17 protein-coding genes and 1 pseudogene are annotated in these 18599 nt (G+C 37.1%); 11 read left to right on the forward strand and 7 right to left on the reverse strand.

Going from position 1 to position 18599, the window contains the following annotated elements:
* On the forward strand, positions 1-187 hold a 187-nt coding region (locus IEX94_RS19810; protein ID WP_229782675.1), incomplete at its 5' end, for a hypothetical protein.
* 1221 nt (positions 188-1408) lie between these two features.
* On the opposite strand, the gene ptsG is transcribed toward IEX94_RS19810, so the two are convergent.
* From ptsG to IEX94_RS10915, 3 genes are all read right to left on the reverse strand, one after another.
* The gene (ptsG, locus tag IEX94_RS10905; protein WP_188857228.1) at positions 1409-3436 is read right to left on the reverse strand and encodes a glucose-specific PTS transporter subunit IIBC; all 2028 of its coding nucleotides are present in this window, start codon (positions 3434-3436) and stop codon (positions 1409-1411) included.
* 168 nt (positions 3437-3604) lie between these two features.
* Complete coding sequence (glcT, locus tag IEX94_RS10910; protein ID WP_268239589.1) at positions 3605-4444, reverse strand: glucose PTS transporter transcription antiterminator GlcT; 840 nt, start codon at positions 4442-4444, stop codon at positions 3605-3607.
* Positions 4445-4575: 131 nt separating this feature from the next.
* The gene (locus IEX94_RS10915; RefSeq protein WP_188857231.1) at positions 4576-5124 is read right to left on the reverse strand and encodes a DUF420 domain-containing protein; all 549 of its coding nucleotides are present in this window, start codon (positions 5122-5124) and stop codon (positions 4576-4578) included.
* A gap of 345 nt (positions 5125-5469) precedes the next feature.
* On the opposite strand from IEX94_RS10915, the gene hpaB reads away from it, so the two are divergent.
* Positions 5470-6924 (forward strand): 4-hydroxyphenylacetate 3-monooxygenase, oxygenase component, encoded by a 1455-nt coding sequence (gene hpaB / locus IEX94_RS10920; RefSeq protein ID WP_188857233.1) that lies wholly within the window; start codon positions 5470-5472, stop codon positions 6922-6924.
* 195 nt (positions 6925-7119) lie between these two features.
* Here the strand turns inward: hpaB and IEX94_RS10925 are convergent.
* Positions 7120-7658, reverse strand: a pseudogene (locus IEX94_RS10925) (GNAT family N-acetyltransferase).
* Positions 7659-7908: 250 nt separating this feature from the next.
* Here IEX94_RS10925 and IEX94_RS10930 point away from each other — a divergent pair.
* The 4 genes from IEX94_RS10930 to IEX94_RS10945 are packed head-to-tail and all read left to right on the forward strand — an operon-like array spanning position 7909 to position 10281.
* Positions 7909-8676, forward strand: a complete 768-nt coding sequence (locus IEX94_RS10930; RefSeq protein WP_188857236.1) for a hypothetical protein — start codon at positions 7909-7911, stop codon at positions 8674-8676.
* A gap of 5 nt (positions 8677-8681) precedes the next feature.
* Positions 8682-8789: a DUF3307 domain-containing protein gene (locus IEX94_RS10935; protein WP_188857239.1), complete on the forward strand. Its 108-nt coding sequence runs from the start codon at positions 8682-8684 to the stop codon at positions 8787-8789.
* Positions 8786-9280: a hypothetical protein gene (locus tag IEX94_RS10940; protein ID WP_188857241.1), complete on the forward strand. Its 495-nt coding sequence runs from the start codon at positions 8786-8788 to the stop codon at positions 9278-9280. Before IEX94_RS10935 ends, IEX94_RS10940 begins: the two co-directional genes overlap by 4 nt.
* A 41-nt stretch (positions 9281-9321) precedes the next feature.
* Entirely contained in the window at positions 9322-10281 is a 960-nt protein-coding gene (locus IEX94_RS10945) for a LacI family DNA-binding transcriptional regulator (protein ID WP_188857244.1), read from the forward strand.
* Positions 10282-10739: 458 nt separating this feature from the next.
* Here the strand turns inward: IEX94_RS10945 and IEX94_RS10950 are convergent, their stop codons facing one another.
* On the reverse strand, positions 10740-11534 hold the full coding sequence (locus IEX94_RS10950) for an aminoglycoside adenylyltransferase domain-containing protein (protein WP_188857247.1): 795 nt from the start codon (positions 11532-11534) through the stop codon (positions 10740-10742).
* Positions 11535-11724: 190 nt separating this feature from the next.
* On the opposite strand from IEX94_RS10950, the gene IEX94_RS10955 reads away from it, so the two are divergent.
* Positions 11725-12417, forward strand: a complete 693-nt coding sequence (locus IEX94_RS10955) for a MerR family transcriptional regulator (RefSeq protein WP_188857249.1) — start codon at positions 11725-11727, stop codon at positions 12415-12417.
* On the forward strand, positions 12410-13054 hold the full coding sequence (locus IEX94_RS10960; protein WP_229782676.1) for a VC0807 family protein: 645 nt from the start codon (positions 12410-12412) through the stop codon (positions 13052-13054). Before IEX94_RS10955 ends, IEX94_RS10960 begins: the two co-directional genes overlap by 8 nt.
* A 45-nt stretch (positions 13055-13099) precedes the next feature.
* Here the strand turns inward: IEX94_RS10960 and IEX94_RS10965 are convergent, their stop codons facing one another.
* Together IEX94_RS10965 and IEX94_RS10970 are read right to left on the reverse strand one after the other, a co-directional pair.
* Positions 13100-13888: a cytochrome c oxidase assembly protein gene (locus tag IEX94_RS10965; protein WP_188857255.1), complete on the reverse strand. Its 789-nt coding sequence runs from the start codon at positions 13886-13888 to the stop codon at positions 13100-13102.
* Entirely contained in the window at positions 13875-14369 is a 495-nt protein-coding gene (locus tag IEX94_RS10970) for a DUF2243 domain-containing protein (RefSeq protein ID WP_188857258.1), read from the reverse strand. The genes IEX94_RS10965 and IEX94_RS10970 overlap by 14 nt, the downstream gene beginning before the upstream one ends.
* A gap of 354 nt (positions 14370-14723) precedes the next feature.
* On the opposite strand from IEX94_RS10970, the gene IEX94_RS10975 reads away from it, so the two are divergent.
* From IEX94_RS10975 to IEX94_RS10985, 3 genes are read left to right on the forward strand one after another with little or no spacing between them, the layout of a single operon-like run.
* On the forward strand, positions 14724-16226 hold the full coding sequence (locus IEX94_RS10975) for a spore germination protein (protein WP_188857261.1): 1503 nt from the start codon (positions 14724-14726) through the stop codon (positions 16224-16226).
* Between the two features lie 9 nt (positions 16227-16235).
* Positions 16236-17333 carry a GerAB/ArcD/ProY family transporter gene (locus IEX94_RS10980; RefSeq protein ID WP_188857262.1) on the forward strand — a complete coding sequence of 366 codons (1098 nt, stop codon included), beginning with the start codon at positions 16236-16238 and terminating at the stop codon, positions 17331-17333.
* A gap of 13 nt (positions 17334-17346) precedes the next feature.
* Positions 17347-18495 (forward strand): Ger(x)C family spore germination protein, encoded by a 1149-nt coding sequence (locus IEX94_RS10985; protein WP_188857263.1) that lies wholly within the window; start codon positions 17347-17349, stop codon positions 18493-18495.
* Positions 18496-18599: the final 104 nt, after the last annotated feature.

Here is an 18599-nt window from a genome sequence, read left to right on the forward strand (position 1 = left end):
TATTTATTTAGCTGTTGCATTTCATTTTACAATGAAGCAAAAAATAGTTTTAGATATTATAACGTTTTTCGCATATGGTATTACAATACCATTTTTAATAACTCATTTTATCCATAGCAATTCTTATTCTTCAGCATTGGTAAACTCTTCCACAAAGGCTCGTACATTCCAGCGCAAAGAGTGGTAAGGAGAACCGCACAACAGGTAAGAATCGTCCGCAATGTTCATATTGCATCAAAGATTTTCTTAATCGATTAGTATTGAAATCACGTAAATTTATTATCTCTAACAACTCCGAAATAAATCGATATGCTTAGATTTTTTTAATTGACTATACTTATATCATTTAGAGATATAATCGATACTAAATCAAGCTCTGTCTGATCACCATTTAAATATTCTATTTTAGAAAACTTTTTGGTATTTCTATTTATAAATATACACACTATCCCATTAGAATTTTTCTTGTTGTTACACTCCTCTAACCTTATTATTTTTGGATTAAAGACATATTCTCCTTTTAATTTTAATATATCTTCATTAATAATAAATGTATTTATTTATAGGAAGAAAATGCTTAAACCATTTAATTTTAAATGGTTTATATGTTAAATGGTCTGAAATAAAGGCAATTATCATTGACAATAATAAATGGTAATTGTATATTATAATTACAAACGCAAAAAATAATAAAGACCGTTCCCATGCTGTAACATGGAAACGGCCACAATAGACGCACCCATTAAAAGGGATGGCGCTGTAAAGAGTAAAATAACCCCTTAACGCCTGCTAAGCATATGAGGGGTTATTTTTTTGCATTATTGTTAGACATGATAAAAGCCACTAAAGCTCCAAAGGAGATCATTAGTACTAATGTTTCTCCAATGTCCATAGGCGACACCTCCCTTCTTTAGGAAAGTCTAAAGAAGGTAATCCGGTGCGCCACCCCTCATATAAAGTTAATCTATTGATAAAAACAGTATAACATAAATATTTTGTCAAAGAGATTGATATGAAATATTTTTCATACTAAACTTCTTTCACAATATCGCCGTCTCCATTCAACAAATAAAAAATATCCTGCATATTTTCTGCATATACTATTTTTTCATCTGTTGTGATTCGCATTTTTGTACTTTTGTTCGTCATAAAGTGTATAACCCCCGATGATTTTCTCATTCGTAATTTATTTGTTCATTATAAAGTACAATGTCTCGTAAAATATATTAACCGCGCACCATTAAGAAAGAGCGAGCGATATTTATCATGCTATTTCATTAGAAGTTGAAATATTTTTTGTCTGCTTCGCCTGCACCTTAAAACAATCCTCTACACCCTTTGCTTATCTTCCCATGCATGCAAAAAACCCCACTTTGCCATCAAATACAAAGCGGGGTTCTCACACACATTACTGAATCTCAATAATTTCCTCATCACCAATTTCTACATTACCTTGTTTTGTTAAACTTACTGTTTCACCGTCTTTTAGGTTTGTAAAAATGATTGGCGTTATAATCGATGGTGCATTTTCTTTTACATAATTTAAGTCAACATTTAATAAAGGCTGTCCTACTTTGACTTCATCATCTTGCGCGACAAGCGCTTCAAAGCCTTTACCTTCCAACTTCACTGTATCGATTCCAAAGTGAATCAATATTTCACGTCCAGAATCGGATTCAATACCAATTGCATGTTTTGTTGGGAACAGGTTGACAATTTTCCCGTTCACCGGCGAAACGATTGTACCGTGAGTTGGTAGAATGGCAAATCCGTCCCCCATCATTTTCCCTGCAAATACAGGGTCAGGTACGTCGGTGATCGGTTTGACTTCACCCGTCATTGGAGAAACAAATGAATCATTCTGAACAGGGCTAGTCGAGCCAGTGTCTGTTTTCTTTTGTTCTTCTTCTACTCGCGGTGTTTTACCTGCCATAATATCTTGCATTTGACCTTTAATAATCTCTGAACGTGGACCAAAGATAGCTTGTATATTCTCTCCAACTTCTAATACACCTGAAGCACCAAGCTTTTTCAAACGTTCTTTGTCGACTTCACTTTGATTGTTAACAGATACGCGAAGTCTTGTAATACATGCATCCAAATGGGCAATATTCTCTTTTCCACCCATTGCTTCAAGTACCTGGGTAGGTAAACTATTTTGATCATTACCAGTAGCTTCATCCCCATCTTCGCCATTATCCGCTTCACGTCCAGGTGTCTTGAGATTAAATTTCTGAATCATAAAACGGAAAATCACGTAATAAATCACGGCAAACACAAGACCTGCAATAACGGCTAACCACCAAGGTTCTTGGCCTGGCAAGATTCCGAATAAGAAGAAGTCTATTCCCCCACCAGAGAAGGTATAACCAATATTAACACTTAAAAACGTCATAAGCACAAAAGATAATCCATCAAGTACCGCATGAATTAGAAATAGGACTGGTGACAAGAACATGAATGAGAATTCAAGTGGTTCCGTAATTCCCGTTAGGAAAGAAGTTAACGCACCTGAAGCGAGTAAACCAGCAACCAGTTTCTTTCTTTCCGGGCGTGCTGTATGGTACATTGCTAGTGCTGCAGCTGGAAGTCCAAACATCATGATTGGGAACTCACCAGCCATGAAATTACCGGCAGTTATTTCAACACCATCTCTTAGCTGTGCAAAGAAAATTGTCATATCCCCTCTTACGATCTCTCCAGCAGCCGTTGTATATGTTCCAAATTCATACCAGAATGGCGCATGGAATATATGATGCAAACCAAACGGAATCAATAAACGTTTAATAAACCCAAATGCAAAAACTGCGATATATGTTCCTTCTTCAATTAGCCATAGTGATGCACTGTTCATTGCATCTTGAACCGGAGGCCAAACAAGCAACATCAACAACCCTGCAATGAATGAAAGGGCTGCTGTCATAATCGGAACGAATCGTTTACCAGCAAAGAATCCTAAGAAGGACGGCATTTCAATATCGTGGTAACGATTATAAGCATAAGCCGCTATTAAACCGATAATAATCCCGCCAAATACCCCTGTTTGTAATGTCGGGATTCCTAGTACACTTGCAAATCCTGGTTCTGATGCAACCGTTTCAGCAGATAGACCTAACCATGATCCCATCACCTGATTCATTACCAAGTATCCGACTAACGCAGCAAGTGCTGCTGCACCGTCACCTGCAAGTCCAATTGCAACTCCGACTGCGAAGATAAGTGCCAGGTTAGCAAAAATAATATTCCCTGCATCTTCCATCACGCGAGCACTTAATTGTATCCAATCCGCATCAAGAAACGGTAAAAGCTGTAACATCGCATCCTGTTGCGCCGCATTTCCTAATCCTAACAGTAAACCAGCTGCTGGCAGCATCGCCACCGGAAGCATCAATGCTTTACCAAGTTTCTGTAAAACACCAAAAAACTTTTTCCACATCTTCCTATTCCTCCACTTATTTTTATTTAAGCTAATAAAAATGAAATAAAAAAACAGGCATAAGTTTAGAAGATATCGAAAAGAAGCATGGGAATTCCCATGTGAAGTCTTTTCAATTATCTTCCATACTTATGCCTGCCTATCCAGTAACACGTATAGATATAATTGCTATTCATATTTTTTTAAACGTTGAAGATGCATAGTTAAATAAACCGCTTCAGCGTCATATACCTTTTTCTTCAAAAACTCTTGCATAACTTTTATTAGCTTCCAAGACAGATTATAACATAATGGATATTCATATTTCAATAGCTGTGCGATCTTTTCTGGTTCTTTCACTTTTTCTCCCTGTACGACACGTTCAATCGTAAATCGCAAATGTCGGACAAGTCGCATATAATCTAGGCTTTCCTTGTCGAGAATAAGTTCAAAGTCACTCTCAATAATATGAATTAAGTTTGTAACAAGCTGTGAATGTCTATTTATCTCTCCTAAATCCTTATTCATTAATGCGCTATGTATATGAAGCGTAATGAACCCGATTTCATCCTTTGGCAAATAAATGCCTGTCTTATCTCCAATTATTTCGACAGCTTTTTTTGCTAGTTCCTGCTCGAATGGATATAGTGCGATTGTTTCGGTTAAAAACGGATTGACAATTGTATGTCCTTGGCGCACACGCTCCATCGCAAGCAAAAGGTGATCCGTTAAACCGATATGGATGTGTTCATTTAACTTGCCTGATACACGTTCACTAATATGGCCAATAGCTTCGATAATCGCACTTTGCCAGGTTTCATCAATTTGCGGCAGCAACTTTTTATATTGTTCTTGTTCTTTTTCATTTTTTAATACAAATAGTTTTTCCGCTTGTGCTGCCGAGAGGGAATCACCCTCTTTTCGATTAAAGCCAATTCCTTTCCCTATTACAATGACCTCTCCCTCGCTGGGGTGTTCGGCCATGACGACATTATTATTTAGAGCTTTAACGATTGTTATCGCTGACAATTTTCTTCCTCCTAAAAACATATCTTGCAGTAAAATCCTTATCATTCTTATTCATAGTATAGCGTGCTATAAAAAAAGGAAACCATGAAAAATCTGGTTTCCCATTTTCCTTTTTATAGCATGAATTTTGCCTAGTAGTATGGTGAAATCATTAAGTATACCAATACCCCAGTAAGGCTTACATACAACCAGAGTGGCATTGTCCAGCGTGCAATTTTCTTATGCTTTTCCACTTGCATATTCAAGCCTCTCCCGAGTGTGATTAGCGCAAGCGGCACGATTACTGCAGCAAGTATAATGTGTGTGATCAGTATAAAATAATAAATGTACATCAGCGGGCCATCTCCGCCGTAGCTGGTAGATGCAGCCATAGAGTGATACGTTAAGTACGAGATACAGAATAAAAAGGTTGTTACAAATGCAGCGATGATGAATCTGCGATGTAATTTAATGTTTTTCTTTTTAATCATGGCTAATGCAATCAATAAAAAAACAAAGGTAAAGCTGTTGAATATAGCATTCAGCATCGGCAATACCGTTAATTCAATTCCCCATATTGTACCACCTGGGATTTCCGGCAAGAAATACGTTGCCACAATAACTCCCACAATCAAGATGGATAGTAACCAAATCAGCGGATTATAATTTCGCTGTTTAGCATTGTTGATACCATTATTCATTTGTTTTCCACTCCTATATAAGATCCCTTACACTAATCATAAGAAAAATAGTTGTAAAGAGCAATATAGAAAACAGCTAGTTTCCTTTATAAACAGAAAATGTCATTTTTTAGACAAAATAAAAGTCGATCTTTTTAATGAAAAGAATGTTTTTATTTACTCATAACTGGGTAAATTCCTGTGTTTTATATTCATTCATTCTTATCAAAAAAATAAAACCCGGTTTTAAATAGATGAACCAAGCATGGCTCTGAAATAATGGAATAGGCAAACATACCGACTAATATAATAATACAGTATAAATGAATTCACATTATAAAAGTAAATGGATATGGGAGTGTTAGGATGGGAGCTATTAATGGATCGGATTTTATTAAACGCTTAGATCAACTGGATACGGAGATTTGGCTGGATGGAAAGAAGGTTCAAGGGAAAATCTCTCAACACCCTGCATTCAAAGGAATTCTTCGGACAAAGGCATCTCTCTATAACATGCAGCATGAGGCTGAATTCAAAGATAAGTTGACTTTCCATTCATCCAAAACCGGGGATTCTATTGGCCTTTCCTTCTTGCAGCCAAAAACGAAGGATGATTTAAAAAAAAGACGAACAGCTAGTGAGCAGTGGGCCAGACGGACGGGTGGATTGATGGGAAGAAGTCCTGATTATCTTAATACCGCTGTAATGAGTTTCGCCGCTTCTGCTCCCTTATTAAGAGGAAGAATCAACTGCTTTCCAGAAAATATCCAATCCTTATATGAGTTGGCGATGAATAAAGACCTTTCATTTACCCATACATTTGTCTCACCCCAAGTAAACCGTTCCGAAGCATATTTGGAATCCTCGAAGGAAGAGCCGATTGCTGCCCGGGTAATCGATAGAAATGAAGAAGGTTTAGTAATCAAAGGAGCACGTCTTTTAGCTACTCAAGGCGGATTAACGGATGAAGTATTAGTTTTTAGTATTCCTAAGTTTTTGCTAGATGAATACGAAGCTTTTGCTTTTTCTATTCCCTCAGATACAAAGGGGTTAAAATTTATTTGCAGGGAGTCATTTGTTGGTGGAGATTCAACTTTTAATCACCCATTAAGCTCCCGATTCGAGGAAATGGATACTATTCTTGTTTTCGACAATGTACTAGTTCCGTGGAATAGAGTTTTCTATTATGATAATGCCCAAGCGGCCGAGGATTTCTCATTCAAAAGTTCTTTTCACTGTTTTACGATCCACCAAGTCGTGACTAGACAAATTGTCAAAACGGAATTCATTTTAGGTCTGGCTGAGCTTCTCGTACAGACAATTAATGTGAGTGAGTACCAGCATATTCAAGAAAAACTGTCAGAGATCATTATTGGTCTGGAAACAATGAAGGCTCTATTAGAAAAATCCGAAAGTGACGCAGCGTTAGACCAGTGGGGAACAATAAGGCCGAGTATTGCACCGCTTCAGGTTGCCAATAATATCTTCCCTAAAATATATCCCCGATTCACCGAAATCATTCAATTAATTGGGGCGAGCGGACTGGTTGGTCTACCTACAGAAAATGCATTTAGCTCCCCTATTCAAACTGATCTTGATCAGTACCTTCAAGCAGCAACCAAGAATGCAGAGGATCGTGTGAAAATATTTAGGTTAGCCTGGGATCTGACAATGAGTTCATTTGGAACGAGACAGACCCAATACGAGAGGTATTTTTTTGGAGATCCGATCCGTTTATCGAGCCGTTTATATAAAGCTTATCCACTTACCGATTATGTAAAAGAAGTTAGCAATTTTTTAAACTTGGAAACGGACGTATAACGAAAAAATCTTCTAGATAACCCCTCTAATGAAGAGACTGGAAGATAAAGTATTATATTTTATCCAGTCTCTTCACTTGCATCCCCTGGAAACCTCTGATAGACTCTCAGTTGGTTAAAAACGCTCTGATCTTTATCTCGACTTAGCGCATACACTTCACAAAATGCTTCCCCGCGCGATTCTTAGACGGCAATATCATCTTTTACCGTTCAAATAGTCTTTTTTTAAAACCCCCATCACGATAATATCATGCCATATACCATTCCTGTATAAACTTTCTCGTATTACCCCTTCTTTCACGAAGCCAAGCTTATTATAAATATGTATAGCTTTTTCGTTATGAGAAAACACCCTTAGGGAAACACGATGCATATTTAACTCTAGAAAAGCATAATCAAGTAACATTTTTAGAGCCTCTGTCCCGTATCCCATTCCCCAATAATCCTTTTCACAATATCAATTATACATTCCGCATTTCTATTTTTTGTATCAATATTTGTCAGTGATGTTACTCCTATTGCCCTCTTCCCTTCACTCTCCTCGATTATATAACTCCTGGAAGATGTTGAATTGAGAATAACATTTTCCACAAAATTTCTTGTTTCATCAAAAGAGTATAAATCGAGCGATGGGCTTGTTGTTTTCATAACATCAAAATCATTTCTCCATGAGTGATACTTCTCAATGTCACTTTCTACCATTTTTCGAAACTGAAGTCTTTCTGATTTTAGCATTTTCTAGATCATCTCCCTAACTAGGTCTATAATCTTCTATTTCATCATAATACATAACGGAATATTAAAAAAGATTAAACAATACTAGTCCGTTAAAGCTTGAAAGCAAGCTAGCATTCTTCGTGAGTACATATTTGTTAGATTAAAAGACCTAACTTTTAGGAGGTTTGACTAAACCATCAAACTTATGATATGTTCGATTATATAAACGAACTTCTGCACCCGTAAAAGAAAAAGGAGCTGATTATTCATGGAAAATCAAGTTTCAGTTTTCATCATGGATGTAAGCAATTCTTCCAAGGAAGATATCGGCAATGAGTTGAGTGATTACCTCAAGGAATTGCAGATCAGCATCGCTTACTGGACGCAATATATTACAACAACAAAAGTCGCACACCGAGCTGGTGATGAATTAGTCGTCGTGAGTAATGGATTTGCATCTACTTATATACTCGCTTTCTATTTAAGTCGTATTTGGAAATACACAGATCATCCCCCATATTTCGGTCTCTCTTTTGGCAATATCGAAGGAAATCTAAACAATATAAACATCGAAACGTGGATACATCCATTAATGAGGCAGGCTAGGTTAGCTAATGATTTCCTTAAAAATCAGCAAAATAGAATGCAATTTCACTTTGAGTTAGCTCCACGTAAAGACGCAAGCGGGTTCGAAGTTTACAGCAGGGAGTTCGCAACATTATTAAATACAAGTTTATCTTTAAAACAAGAGCAAATAAACGAACAAACGGAGATACAGTCCCTTGTCTGTTCATTATATTTAATGCTCGGTCAACAAAACAAAGTCAGCGAATATCTCGGCAGAACGAAATCTACTATATCGAGTCATATGAAAAATGGCAAGGCGGATGTCATTTTAGATACATTTTATAATATTGTAGATGTGTTAAATTCATTGGAGATGGGACCAGTTAATGATCAAACTGAAGAGCTTCAACTCAACATTAGACAAAATATAAACAACCGCCTTCAAGTATATTTACCTAAAGAGAGGTGAGTTTAATGATTGTATTATTGTTGCTCCTCGCCCATTTAATTGCTGACTTCTGGCTGCAGACAGATCAAATGGTTAAGGATAAATCTTCTTACAAATTAGTATCGCGGATATGACTACAAGTTTCATAGAGTTATTTGGAACAGGCAGTTTACATTCTGTTAATACGGTTTTATTTATTATGATAGTTTACATTCCGGCTACAACCATAAGTGGACATATTGTAAAACATATCGTTGGTTCTTTGCCATCGGAATTCGCGAACTCTGAAGGAGAATTAACATTACGTAATAGAATGATTGATGTACAAGAAAGGAATCAACCAAATACGAAAAATAGTTTTACAGGGGAATATCACTATTTCACCTACTCCTCCCCGCCCCGCTCTCGAGGAAAGCTAATTGGTAATATAGAAAGATTGCTTGTTATACTACTAACTGTGATAGGCGCTTACCCGTCCATCGCTTTTATCATTGCCGCAAAATCCATCTCCCGCTTCAAACAGTTAGATGATCGCAACTGGGCGGAATATTTCTTATTAGGTACCCTGTCATCTATCTTTCTAGGGTTAGTGCTTGGACTTATTGTTCAAGGTATTCTAATGTAAGAAGTGAGAATCCATAAATGTTTTTTAAAAGGAGTGATTTAATGGCTAATATTCATGATGTTGCCAGATTAGCTGGAGTTTCTGTTACGACTGTCTCGCGTGTGTTAAATAATCATCCATATGTAAAGCGTGAAAAAGTGGAAGCTGTAAATCAATCAATTAAACAGAGTGGCTATATCCGAAACATAAATGCTGTTAATTTAAAAAAGGGAAAAACAAATTTAGTTGGTGTTGTTTTACCTTTTTTAGACCATCCTTACTTTGCCCAATTGATTCAAGGTATTTCTCTCGCTGCTTCTGTTCATCATTATAAAATTGTCCTTTATCAGACCGGATATCTGGAAGATCAAGAAATGGAAGCATTGGAGATGTTAAAGCTAAAGCAAATCGATAGCTTGATCATCTGCTCAAGAAAAATATCTTTGGATATAGTAGAACGTTATCGTGAATATGGTAAAATTGTCCTTTTTGAAAATGGCACCGATACATCATTGAGTTATACTTTTGTCGATCATTACACTTGTTTTATGAAAGCACTAAATTATCTATACGATCGGGGACATCGAGAAATTGGATTTTGTATCAATCGATTGGATGGCACAAATAGCGGACAGCGTGAACGTGCTTATCAAGACTTTTTGGAAATAAAAGGATTGCGCTATAATGAAGAATACATATTTAAGGGATGTCACTACTTGGAGGATGGTGAACGAGTTTTACACGAACTTTCAGGCATGAAACATCGTCCGACAGCTTTGCTTGCTACGAGTGACCAAGTAGCTGCTGGAATGATTACTGCTAGTCCTACATATAACATAGCGATTCCTGATGATTTAGCGATTATCGGATTTGATGACCAACCGATTGCTCGTGCAATGAATATCACAACGGTTGGTATTCCGCTACATTCCATAGGTGAACTTCTTTTGGAACAGACCATGTCGGAAACGGTTTCGCACAAGGAAGTTTCCGTTGAATTGATAGAAAGATTGACCGTTTAAGACTCTGAAAAGCAGCCCTGGTTAGACTTAGTAAAAGATAACGACTCATATGTGATCATGCCCCATACTGGGTTACACTCACAAGATTTCTCTCCATTACTAAAAGTCATCAAGGGCTGCTTTTCAATTTAAGTTTAGTTTATGATATCGATTTCATGTCAAGGGGTTTCAGTATTTTTTATTATTTGTCTTATTACAATTTAAATGCTGACCTGTAATTCATTACCTAGTTGTAGTATCTCTTTCACCGCGAGAAAAACGGATCTTTTGCTGGAAATTTGGGGGAGTAATTTTTATTGAAAAAGGAACTGAATTTTGACATTCAATATACTTAACCTGAAAACTTTAATATTATTGATATGAAGGAAAGTGAGGGTACTATCATGGTAGGAACGAACGGTCTCTCACCTTCCACTTATTGTTTAAAATGGCTTATGAAAAAAGTTTGATTTAGGCAATCAGAGTAGCTCTTGCACCTTTCCAGCGATATAGTCCCTCAGCAACAAAAGTTCAAGCTTTTCAAAGGAGCAGCCATCTTTCCCATCCGCATAATTTTCAGTAGCTTTCCTCACTGTATTTCTTAACTTCAAAGGTAGGTTTTTTTGTCCCCAATCCCCTGCCTCTTTCTTTGAGGAAATGACTCCTTCATCTAGAAACCAAAACACCCTCAACATATTTAATGAACAATAAATCGGATCTTCTGCAATGTTTTCTAGACATTCCAGATAATCCCCCATTATGGACGATAAATAATCATCCAGTGGGACTTTAGGAAACACTTCATCAACAGGTTTTCCTTCTATACATATTCCCCTGTAGTTCGTAATGGTTATATGAGCTGCTAAATCTGGATCCGTTTGAATAACTTCATTAATATATTGATATGTCCCTTGGAATAAATCAGTTTCATATCGCTCTCTCCAATAATCGCTAAAATGGAATTCAAATGGACAAGGATGCTGCCAATCCATTAATTGTTTCTTACTTAGGAAACTTACTTCAATTGGATACGGTGAGGAAGAATAGCCTAGAAAAAGCCGTGCTAAATTCCTTTTTTCTACAAGTCTTATCGGTTTGTCTGTAACAACCAACACATCGATGTCGCTACGATTAGGGTTAAACCCTCCCATCGCTAACGAACCGTGTAAATAAAAGCCTATAAACTTATCATCTATAATTTCTTTAATTCTTTCTTTCATCTGTAAGATAAAATCCTTTATTTCAGTAGGACAAGATTTCCAACCATCACTCATTTTAAAACCCCTAGCATCAAAATTCGTCTACACCCCCTTATTCAATTCACCATTAAAATTTAAAATCCTGCTTGCTTCGGTTCAAAACTTATATATCGGCATCTGAAATATTTTAATTTTTACATAACAACTTGAATCTTACGTTAAGTCATATTGTATAATACGAATAAGCACACTAGAGGTGGATCATTTGTATTCGATCGGTAAATTAGCAGAGATTAGCAAGACTACAATTCGTACGTTGAGATATTACGATGAAGAGGCCTTTGCGAAGCTTTATTATATCCTAACATTAAAAGAAATTGATTTTCCCCTGAAGCAAATAAAAACTATCATCACGAATCAAGAAAAATCACCGATGGAATTATTACAGATGCAAATGGAATTGATTCAATCAGAAATCAAGCAATTTAAAAAGAACAAACATACATTAGAAAGTTTTATTCAAGTTATGGAGCTTGGTGGTCATAAAAATTGGGAGGATATTTTTAATACGTTCAAGCACATCTCCCCCGTAAATAGCAAATTTACCGAGAAAAGACAAAAGTATTTCACAAATGAAGAATTAGAGATCCTGAATACCTTGCCAAAAGTCGGTCAGGATACACCAGTTGTTTCGGACTTTATCAACTTATTTCGTGAAATACGACAAGCAATTGCTGACGAAGTAAACCCAAGTTCTAAAAAAGGCCAACAGCTTGCTAATAAATGGTTTGAGATAGCCAAGGAAATGTATGGTGAAAATGCAGCTACAGCCAAAAAAGCATATCAAGTCTATCGCACCAAAAAAGAAAATCTTGGATTTGTCTATCTTGACGAGGATGTAATTTCATTTATTGAAGATGCATACGATCATCAGTTGAAGGGTGATGGAAATGAATAGCAAATATGTCTTGCTTGATCTTCTATTCTATGTCGGCCTACCCTTTATTATCTGGAATTATGGCAGGGAATTATTAGGGGATTATCCCGCCATGCTTATCTCAACCGTTCCAGGTCTTATCTATGCTCTTTCTCGCTTCATTCTTGAACGGCAATTTAATATTACTGGGCTGTTTATTATCAGTTCATTGTTTATCACTACAACAGTCAATGTCCTTTCCGAATCGGCCGAGCAAATGCTTTGGAATGGAGTTTATTTAAGTCTTTTCTACGCCATGATTCATTTATTCACACTTCTAATAAAACGGCCTTTGGCATTATACTTTGCAGTAGATTTTGTATACTTGCAAGGTTGGCCAAAAAAGCAAAGCACTCCCCTTTTTTTCGAAAAAGGCATCTTCAAGTGGTTTCAGTATATACAATTGCTATTCGTTATTCGCGGAGTCACTCTTGCTGGATTAAAGGCACTCTTGCTACAAAAGTACGGAGTAGATGGGTATAATCAAATGCTGATTTATAGGCAAGTAACCGAATGGTTTTTCAGTTTGCTGATTTTGGGAGTCTTCATCTATACGAATGTACCAATAAGTAAATTTATTAAACAAAAAAAGTTAGAGGAAAAAATAGAAAACGCCTGATAACTCAAGGAGGTGGCCTGAACAATATTAAATACTCCTCCAACGCTAATTTATAGCTAGTTCTATTCGAGGTCGGGTTGCCCTAAACCAATGTAAGCAAAGGATGAAGATAATAATAATGTCGATAATATCCCCGCCATAATACATAATCATGGCCCCAAGTTCTGCTTGGTCTGCAGGCACCCCTTTAGGTGGGTGCGCATAGATGTACTTTGATAAAATACCATGTCCAGCTAAGGCAATAACAAATACGATTGCACGGTACAAAAAAGAAGTGCGGTGAGGTATCGGATCAATATAGATCATGGACACGGTAAATAAGTAGCCGGCTAAGAATACATGGAAATGCACGATTATATGTAAAAGGATACTCTCATGCATGAGCGAGTATAGATCCGTAGTGTATAATAACCAAAGTCCACCTATATTAAGAAAGGATGCAACAACTGGATTGGTATATATCCTTGATGGCCAACTTCTTAAAACCTTTGAAATCCTTCTTGCCAAGGGAACATTCAGCGTTCGCAGCATAAGGGTCATCGGTGCAGCGAGTGCTAAAAGCAATGGCGCAAGCATCCCTAAAAATAAGTGGCTGAACATGTGAGCTGCGAAGTCTACATGTGCACGATCAGCTAACGGACCTGCAACCGAGATAATAGCGAAAAGAATTCCAAAAGCCCAATAAACCGTTCGATATATTGGCCAAGGTTTCTGTCGCCTGTTGGAGACAATTACAGCTAGGATATACATGACGATAGCCATTATAAACGGTAGTGCCAAAAGTAGCTGAGGTATTATTCCAACTGTATGATGAATGTGGTTATTGATGTTCATGTGAGGCATCCTTCCCTGGTTGCTGGCTATTTCTTGTCTGCACAATAAGGGTTAGACCAATTATAATCATTAAAATAGCTGTTGTGTTCCAAATCACGTCATAGATGATTAAATGATCTACATAACGAATCTGGTGTATCCGCATTAATTTGTGCTGAATTGTACCATCATATAACTGGAACACCCCTGCACCAAGAAACACTCCTCCCCACCACCTCCTTAACCACAGCGCGTTACGTCTCCTGAGATCCGTGAACATAAACAAGCCCCCAATGGTTGCAAACCAACTAAAAGCGTGGAAAAGACCGTCAGAAATTAGCCCGATATCAGTCGTGGATTTGTCATAAAAATGATGCCAGCGTAGAATTTGATGAAATACCGTCTCGTCTATAAAAGCGATCAGACCAACCCCAAATAAAATACCAGACCATAGATTACGTTTGGAGTAAATCGATCGATCCTTAGTTTCATTCCCAGCCATTTTCTTCTCCTTTATAAATTAATTGAATGATACATTTATTTATTGTTTCCATCAACTTGTTCAAATAAACAGTTCTACCCGTTATTAACAACCATTTTCTCCTTCTTTACATTAATTGTATAAATATCCTTACTCTTTCCTCCAATAACCTTAAATATAAGTATTTGTATTTTATAGTTTGCTGTGTAATGTAAGAAAAGCTGGATTTCATAATTGAAATCCGACTTGAATATGAAGCCTGTACCCTCCTTCAAGTTCGCATTAAACTTTTTTATAAAAGAAGAGGAAATATGGGATAAATTTAACTGATTTACCCATACTAAAATGGACTAGCTATACAGATGGAGGTCACCTATGCGTCCTGTAAAGAAACGAGCGAATCAAGCGGATCTCCCGCTTTCTATGGATGAATTTGAAAACAAACTTGAAACAGAGGTTCTCAATAGTCAGGATCTGAGTTTCACGGTTTATAAACAAGAAAATAAGCAGGTTGCTGTTTTTTATATTCCCTATCTTGTTGATTCGACTAAAATCGAGCAACAAGTCTTGAATAATTTATTAGATATGCAAACAGAATGTACAGCAGACTCCATATTAAGTGAAATACCGCTTTCTTCGGGAGAACAAGTGTCCAGCATTAGGACTATCCGAAATAAGCTTACGGAGGGCTATGTTGGTCTCTACGTCGAACAAGAAAATCAAGTTATCATGTACGAACTGGGCAAGACGGAAAAACGGGCGCTGGAAAAAGCAGAGACGGAATCAGTAGTTGTTGGTCCGCTCATTGCTTTTACCGAGTCACTTGAAAGTAACTTAAATATAATCAATTGGCGGATGAATACACCAGACCTTGCAATGGAAAAAGTTGAAGTCGGTAAAAGAAATCCAAAAGAAACGAGAATAATCTATCTTAAATCAGTTGCGAACGAAACAGATGTTAATACAATGAGGCAACGGTTGAGCGATCTCGAGATTGATATGGTAGAAGACATTCATATAATTAAACAATATATTTTAGATTCCTCTACCTCTATATTTGCGCAATTTGTTTCTTCTGAATTGGTGGATCGCTCTATGTATGCAATAAAATCGGGTAAAATTATTGTTATGGTTGAAGACAGCCCGTTTGCTTTAATTGCACCTTCTACATTATTCAGTTTCTTTGAGTCTACAGAAGACCGCTATTTTCATTGGACGTTAAGCATGTTTGTCCGTTTTCTTCGTTTTCTTGCTGCATTTGTTACTTTACTGTTAACCCCAATGTATGTCGTTGCAACTACGTATCATTACGAACTAGTTCCATCCCAGCTCTTAGTTTCGCTCGGTGAATCTCGGTCGGTTGTTCCCTTTCCGCCGCTTATTGAAGTATTCTTGATCGAACTCGTAATTGAACTATTACGGGAAGCTGGAGCAAGACTACCTACCAAAGTGGGACAGACGATTGGTATTGTTGGTGGTGTGGTAGTTGGAACTGCAGCGGTTCAAGCTGGTATTTCGAGTAACATTCTGATCATTCTAGTTACAATGAGTGCTTTAGCTTCTTATGCAACGCCTAGTTATGTCATGGGTAATACGATACGATTTGTTCGTTTCCCACTGTTTTTCCTTGCTGGTTTTTACGGGATTATCGGGCTGATGTTTGGTATCTGTTTATTAGTCATCCATTTAGTTCGTCTAGAGTCTTTAGGCAGACCATACCTCGCGCCATTGTACCCCCTCCGGCTTGCAGATTTTAACAAAGCTTTTTACCGTCTGCCGGAGCAAACGAAATATAAACGCTTTTTATCGTATCGACCAAAGGATAAACAATTATTTAACAAAGAGAGAGCTGCGAAAAGAAGAGATATTGATGAGTAGGGATTGTATATGAAAATTAATGTTCAAATACCAAAAGGTGAACAATTCCGTTCTTTCTATATGTTTTTTATTATTGCCTCCATGCAGCTGGGGGTTGGATTGATTGGAATCCCACGAATTGTCTTTATGGAAGCAGGGCATGACGCATGGATTTCGATACTCATTGCCTACCTCTATATTGCCCTGCTCCTTTTTGTCATGTTATATATATTGAGGCAATATGAAAATGCGGATATCCTCGGCGTTCAGGCCGACCTATTTGGCAGTTTTATTTCGAAAGTACTTGGAACGGTGTACATCCTTTATTTTATATTCTATATCTTATCCACACTCGTAACCTATATCGAGATTATTATGGTTTTTGTTTTACCAGATAGTAATGCATTCGTGCTGGGATGTATGCTTCTTATTATTGCTATCTATACGGTATTTGGCGGTCTAAAAGCAGTTGTTGGCGTCACTTTTCTCTTCTTTATGTTCTCTACTTGGTTATTTGTTTTATTAATTCAACCAATTCGACAAATGGATTTTCTCAACTTTCTGCCTGTAATGGATAAAGAAATAATTGATATTTTACGCGGCACAATTGCCGCATCTTATACATTTACAGGATTTGAAATCTTGTTTTTTATCTACCCCTTTGTGGCAAATAAAGAAAAGATTGGTAAGCCTGTTTTCTTAGGACTATCCTATTTCACTTTCGTCGCCCTGCTTGCTACAAACATAGCGATTGGATTCTTAAGTCCAGCTCAATTGGAAAGAAGAATTTGGGCTGTATTAAATTTGTTTAAAATTCAGACCTCTCCTATCATCGAGCGGTTGGACTACGTTGTCATTGCAGAATGGATGATGGTTGCGATGCCAAAGGTGATTCTTCTTATGTGGTGCATAAGCTATATAGCGAAACGTATTTATAATCTTTCGAGGGAAACTAGTGTTTACACAAGTGCTAGTATCCTTCTAATTCTAATCCCTTTTTTTAATGAGCATTTTATCATTCAGCGTTTGATTGATAATGTTAGCAGGGTATCCTATGGGATTGTATATATTTATCCTTTCCTTCTTTTGCCACTAGTTCTTTTAAAGAAAAAAACACGGAAGAAATAAGGAGGGTGAATACATGCGAACTGCTAAGTTAATACCGTTATTCATACTTATTGTATTTCTGCAGGCTTGTCTGGAAACAACGCAAATTGAGAAGTTGGCAATCATTAATTCACGTGGAGTTGATCTAATAGATGAAGGTGGAAAAAGAATGATTGAAACGACACTCATTCCTTATATTTTTGATCCGCGTGCTCCGGATATGACTAGTTTGTTGACTGGAAAGGGTCGTACGATTAAACAAGCCCGTGTAGAAGCTGAAAAACAATCGCCCTATCCATTAGTCCCCGGAAAAATCAATATAGAATTTTATGGAAAAGAAGCAGCTGAATCAGGTATTCTTCCCTTTCTAAATACACATGTTCGTGATGCACCTGTTTCTGACATTATGCAGCTAGCCGTAACCAATCAAACTGCAAGAGAAATTCTTGAAATAGAGCAACAAAGTGTGGAATTAAATAGAACAAAGTATTTACAAGACTTAATAAGTAAAGAGGTCGAAAAGGGTACTTTACCACGAATTACCTTACAATTTTTCACGCGATTGGTGCAACAAGTCGGCATTGATCCGATACTTCCAGTAATAGACGTAGTGAATGGTAAACCTACACTAACTGGTGCAGCTGTTTTTCAAGAAGATAAGTATGTTGGTAACATATCAGTAAAGGAATCATTCATGGCTAATCTGTTGAGGCAGCGTTTGAGAGGAACTCCAATTGATGTAGGCGTCCCTCGTGAAAATTATCTGGGCGAGATTGATTATAAAGGAAAACTGACAGAAAATGAAGATTCGATTTATCTTTCTTTAATGCTTCATACAGGTAAAGGGAAAATAAAGATTGTCGATGCCGATTCGTTAGCGTTTAAGGCAGATATCACAATGAAATTGGATTTATTAGAAACCTCAATCCCAATGAACATTAAATCAGAAGATACTTCTCGGAAATTCGAACGTGATATAGAAAAATACTTTGTAAGAGAATATGAAAACCTATTCGCGAAACTTCAAGAAGTAAACTCAGATGCATTGGGTCTTGGAAGAAAATATATCACGTCAAGAAAAGGAAGTAAGACGACTAACAAGGAATGGATGGAAAAATATCAAGATGCCAAAATGGAATTCGATATCGATGTGACAATTGTCAACTTTGGGGCGATTGATTAATAAGTGGACGAGGCTGGGACATAACTTCTTAGTATGGTTATAAATCCGAACAAATGAGCATCAACAACCGCTCCGGGAATATACTACGCTTTCCGCAGGCGGCT

Source organism: Oceanobacillus indicireducens, from assembly GCF_014647195.1.
GTDB classification, from domain to species: Bacteria; Bacillota; Bacilli; order Bacillales; family Amphibacillaceae; genus Oceanobacillus; species Oceanobacillus indicireducens.

Excerpts from the sequence above, each read along its gene's own strand:
- ptsG (WP_188857228.1), bottom strand. The coding sequence starts at position 3,436 with ATGTGGAAAAAGTTTTTTGGTGTTTTACAGAAACTTGGTAAAGCATTG.
- IEX94_RS10915 (WP_188857231.1), bottom strand. The coding sequence starts at position 5,124 with ATGAATAATGGTATCAACAATGCTAAACAGCGAAATTATAATCCGCTG.
- hpaB (WP_188857233.1), top strand. The coding sequence starts at position 5,470 with ATGGGAGCTATTAATGGATCGGATTTTATTAAACGCTTAGATCAACTG.
- IEX94_RS10930 (WP_188857236.1), top strand. The coding sequence starts at position 7,909 with ATGGAAAATCAAGTTTCAGTTTTCATCATGGATGTAAGCAATTCTTCC.
- IEX94_RS10935 (WP_188857239.1), top strand. The coding sequence starts at position 8,682 with ATGATTGTATTATTGTTGCTCCTCGCCCATTTAATTGCTGACTTCTGG.
- IEX94_RS10940 (WP_188857241.1), top strand. The coding sequence starts at position 8,786 with ATGACTACAAGTTTCATAGAGTTATTTGGAACAGGCAGTTTACATTCT.
- IEX94_RS10945 (WP_188857244.1), top strand. The coding sequence starts at position 9,322 with ATGGCTAATATTCATGATGTTGCCAGATTAGCTGGAGTTTCTGTTACG.
- IEX94_RS10950 (WP_188857247.1), bottom strand. The coding sequence starts at position 11,534 with ATGAGTGATGGTTGGAAATCTTGTCCTACTGAAATAAAGGATTTTATC.
- IEX94_RS10960 (WP_229782676.1), top strand. The coding sequence starts at position 12,410 with ATGAATAGCAAATATGTCTTGCTTGATCTTCTATTCTATGTCGGCCTA.
- IEX94_RS10965 (WP_188857255.1), bottom strand. The coding sequence starts at position 13,888 with ATGAACATCAATAACCACATTCATCATACAGTTGGAATAATACCTCAG.
- IEX94_RS10970 (WP_188857258.1), bottom strand. The coding sequence starts at position 14,369 with ATGGCTGGGAATGAAACTAAGGATCGATCGATTTACTCCAAACGTAAT.
- IEX94_RS10975 (WP_188857261.1), top strand. The coding sequence starts at position 14,724 with ATGCGTCCTGTAAAGAAACGAGCGAATCAAGCGGATCTCCCGCTTTCT.
- IEX94_RS10980 (WP_188857262.1), top strand. The coding sequence starts at position 16,236 with ATGAAAATTAATGTTCAAATACCAAAAGGTGAACAATTCCGTTCTTTC.
- IEX94_RS10985 (WP_188857263.1), top strand. The coding sequence starts at position 17,347 with ATGCGAACTGCTAAGTTAATACCGTTATTCATACTTATTGTATTTCTG.